Below are 2,712 nucleotides of genomic sequence, written 5' to 3' on the forward strand. Positions count from 1 at the left end.
CGAGCGTCGCGGTCGTCGCGGTCACCTCGAACCGCTCGGGCTGCGGCGCCTCGCCCGCCTCCTGGGAGGAGACGCCGGTGTGGAGGGTGACCGGCGCGACGACCACGCCGCCGGCCACCAGTCGGGTCACCAGGTCGCTGGTGAACGGCCGGCCGGCAGACGGCATCTCGGCGCTGCCCGGGCGACGACCGAACACGGTCTGGTAGTCGCTGAGCGGGTAGCGGTCGGCGAGGTAGCCGTAGGAGATCGGTCGCCCGTAGCGGCGGGCGACGGCCGCGAGGTCGCCCTCGGCGCTCGCCTGCCAGAGCCGGTTGCCGTGGCCGGTGGGGGACGATCCCGGCTCCGGGTACGGCGTGCGCAGGGTGAGCCGGGCCGCGCCGGCGGCGATCTCCAGGACCTCGCCCGGCTCGGCGTCGAGCACGGAGCGGTCGGCGTCGGGAGCGCGTCGTACCTCCACCACCCAGGTGCCGTCGGGCAACGGTGCCGCCAGGTGCACGACCACCGGGCCGTGTCGCCGGGCGACGGCGTCGACCTGCGCGGCGACGGTCGCCGAGTCGTTCACCACCACGACGTCGCCGGGTCGCAGGTGCTNTTCACCACCACGACGTCGCCGGGTCGCAGGTGCTCGGCCAGGTGCCGGAACCGGGTGTGGCTGATGCCGCGCGTCCCGTCGGCGACGAGGAGTCGCACCTGGTCGCGGGCGACGCCCCGTCGCTCGGCCGGAGCCGCGGCGTAGGTGGACCGGGGCGCGGCGAACGAGGTCGCGGGGCGCTCGTCGAGGAGCGACATCTCAGCCCGCCGCCCGCTCGGTGGCCGGCTCGCCCACCCGCACGGCGGGGAAGTCGGCTGCCCGGTACCGTCCCGACGGCGGCCGGCTCGCCAGGAGCGCGAGCAGGCGGGGGACGACGGTCTCGGGGAGGGGCCGGTCCGAGATGTCCTCCCCGGGGAACCAGTCCTGCTGCATCTGGGTCCGCATGTCGCCGGGGTCGACGGCGTAGGCGGTGATCGCGTCGTTCTCGGCGGCGAAGGTGAGGGTGACGTGGTCGAGCCCGGCCTTGGAGGCGCTGTAGAGGCCCCATCCCTCGTAGTGCTCGACGGCGGCGTCGGACGAGATCGACAACAGCACGCCGCGGGACGCGGCGAGCCGGGGGAGCAGCAGCGAGGTGAGGACCAACGGGGCGCCGACGTTGTGGCGCCACACGTGCTGGAGGTCCTCGGGGGTGGTGTCGGCCAGCAGGCGGTAGCGCTGGTCGCCGCTGACGGGGCCGAGCGTGCTGGCGTTGTGGACGAGGAGGTCGAGGCGGCCGGCCCGCTCGACGGCCGCGTGGAGATCAGCGCGGTGGTCGGCGTCGGTGACGTCGCCGGCGACGACCTCGATCCGGTCGGCCGCGGGGCCGGACCGGAGGGTCGCGAGACGGTCGGGGTCGCGTCCGTCGGTGATGACGTGCCAGCCCTGCGCGGCGAGGGAGGTGACGAGGGCGCGGCCGAGGCCGGCGCTGCCGCCGGTGATGAGTGCGGTGTTCATGCGGACCATCGTTCAACTTCAAGTTCGCTTGAGGTCAAGGCCGAAGGCAAAGTGTCGACGAATCGCCGACACCCCTGGTTGCGACGGACCATGATCGGGGGATGCGTGCAGGGAGACGACAGGCGACGGTGCTCGGCTCGGTCAGCGCGGTGCTGGTGCTGGTCTTCGCTGCGTGCGCCCCGGACACGCCCGGCGCACCCGACGCCTCGGACCCGACGACCGCCTCGGGTGCGGCGAGCCCGGCCGACGCGGTCAACGCGGCGAACCTGGCCGCCGCGCCGGCGCTGAAGATCCGGGTCGCGCTGGTGGCGGCACCTGGCAACATCCCGCCCGCGGTCGTGGGCAGCCCGACCTCGCTCACCGGCACCACCTATCGCGTGTACGACGGCGGTGGCACGCAGGTGAAGACCGGCACCCTCGCGAAGGCGACCCTCGCGCCGTCGGAGTACCGCGACGCGAAGGAGGTGTGGCCGCACTTCGCGACCGCGTCCCTCGCCGGTCTCGGCGCGGGTCGCTACCAGGTGCGGGTCAACGGGGTCAGCTCGTCGTACTTCACGGTGAAGGCCACCGCCTGGCAGGACGTGCTCAAGACCCTGCTCCCCATCTATCGGTCGAACGCCGACGGCGCGGAGCCGGCGTCGCCGTACCACGGGCCGAGCCACCTCAACGACGTCGCGTCACCGATCAGCAACGGGCCGCACCTGGGGGAGCCGATCGACGTCCGGGGCGGCTGGATGGACGCCGGGGACCAGCTCAAGTTCACGATGACCATCGCCTACGCCACCGCGATGCTCGAGCTCGCGGGTCGCAACGAGGCGGGACTCCGCGACGAGCTGTGGGCGAAGGCGGCCATCGGCGTCCGGTTCCTGCTGAAGGCGCACCCGACCAGCGATCTCTTCGTCGCCCAGGTCGGCAACGTCGATGCCGACCACAACAGCGGGTTCCGCGACCCGGCGACCGACGACGCGTCGGCCGACCCGTCCCTGGCCCACCGCAAGACCTACGTGCTCACCGGGACCACCGGAGGGTCCGACGTCGCCGCGATCACGGCCGCCGCCCTCGCGCTGGCCGCGCGGCACGCCACCGGCGCCTACCGCACCACCCTGATCACCGCGGCCGAGCAGTGGCTGACCCGCGCCGAGCAGCTGAAGAAGGTGTGGACCAACTGCTGCTACCAGCAGGACAGC

At 73.6% G+C, this 2,712-nt stretch carries 4 protein-coding genes; 1 reads left to right on the forward strand and 3 read right to left on the reverse strand.

The features are described 5' to 3' along the window. The 3 genes from H0487_RS22325 to H0487_RS22330 form a co-directional block, all read right to left on the reverse strand. A partial coding sequence (locus H0487_RS22325) for an S-adenosylmethionine:tRNA ribosyltransferase-isomerase (RefSeq protein WP_312856066.1) occupies positions 1-562 on the reverse strand: 562 nt, incomplete at its 3' end. After that, positions 559-789 carry an S-adenosylmethionine:tRNA ribosyltransferase-isomerase gene (locus H0487_RS23715; RefSeq protein ID WP_246384360.1) on the reverse strand — a complete coding sequence of 77 codons (231 nt, stop codon included), beginning with the start codon at positions 787-789 and terminating at the stop codon, positions 559-561. The genes H0487_RS22325 and H0487_RS23715, both read right to left, overlap by 4 nt. Position 790: 1 nt before the next feature. Continuing rightward, positions 791-1,525, reverse strand: a complete 735-nt coding sequence (locus tag H0487_RS22330) for an SDR family NAD(P)-dependent oxidoreductase (RefSeq protein ID WP_183096398.1) — start codon at positions 1,523-1,525, stop codon at positions 791-793. Positions 1,526-1,626: 101 nt separating this feature from the next. Between H0487_RS22330 and H0487_RS22335 the strand changes: the two genes are divergently transcribed. Beyond that, a partial coding sequence (locus H0487_RS22335; RefSeq protein WP_183096399.1) for a glycoside hydrolase family 9 protein occupies positions 1,627-2,712 on the forward strand: 1,086 nt, incomplete at its 3' end.

Source organism: Nocardioides stalactiti (assembly GCF_014180715.1).
GTDB classification, from domain to species: domain Bacteria; phylum Actinomycetota; class Actinomycetes; order Propionibacteriales; family Nocardioidaceae; genus Nocardioides; species Nocardioides stalactiti.

Coding starts and splice junctions, on each gene's coding strand:
- H0487_RS22330 (WP_183096398.1), bottom strand. CDS start 1,525: ATGAACACCGCACTCATCACCGGCGGCAGCGCCGGCCTCGGCCGCGCC.